Origin of the sequence: Mycobacterium sp. E3251 (assembly GCF_001666835.1) — a bacterium.
Taxonomy (GTDB): Bacteria; Actinomycetota; Actinomycetes; order Mycobacteriales; family Mycobacteriaceae; genus Mycobacterium.
Map to the genome: position 1 here is coordinate 1 of NZ_LZJF01000167.1, position 761 is coordinate 761.

Annotated in this window: 1 protein-coding gene; it reads right to left on the minus strand. The window is 64.9% G+C overall.

Annotation, left to right across the window (positions count from 1 at the left end):
* The coding region (locus tag A5697_RS28150) for a glycosyltransferase (protein ID WP_369806138.1) at positions 1 to 761 on the minus strand (761 nt) is incomplete at both ends.

Sequence of the window (761 nt, forward strand, 5' to 3'; positions counted from 1 at the left end):
CCTGCCCAGATCTTCTGATCGCTCATGCTCCAGAGGCTCAATGTGGGCACTCCGGCGCGCAGGCCCGCTGCCGTGGTTCCCGCGCCGCTATGGTGTACCACGGCCCGGCAAGCGGGAAAGACCGCTGCGTAATTGACCGCGCTGACTACCTTGACGTGGTCCGAATGAGCGGCGCCACTGAAATCGGTTTTGCCAGAGCACACCAACGCCCGCTCGCCCAGCTCCGCGCAGGCCTCGCCGATCATGGTGATTGTCTCGGCCGGCGAATCGACCGTTGTGCTGCCGAAGCCGAAGCAGATGGGTGGTGTTCCCGCAGCGACCCACGATGCGACTTCGTCGTCGACATCCGTGGTCAGCTCCATGGTCAGCGTCCCGACAAAGGGGCGCTGGCCGCTCCACTTCGCCCATTCGTCGGCCAGCCCGGGAAAGCACACTTTGTCATAGGCCTGGATCTCCAACGCGCCGCGGGCCGTCATCCGTTGCGGCGCGGGACCTTTTGCCTTCGGCAGACCGAATGCGCGGCGCTGCGCGTCCTCGGCCTTCTTGTTCATGCGCCAGCACACCCAGTCGTACACCGCCATTCCGGTGCGAACCATCGGCCCCGGCAGCATCGGAATCAGCTGCCCGTTCGGCCGCATCGGGATGTAATGCAGCGTGGCCATCGGAATGCCGTAGTAATCCGCCACGTTGATCGCCAGGTCCTGGTAGAGCTGGCCCGTGAAGAGCAAATCGGCCCCGGCCCCAACCGAGATCAGGGACGA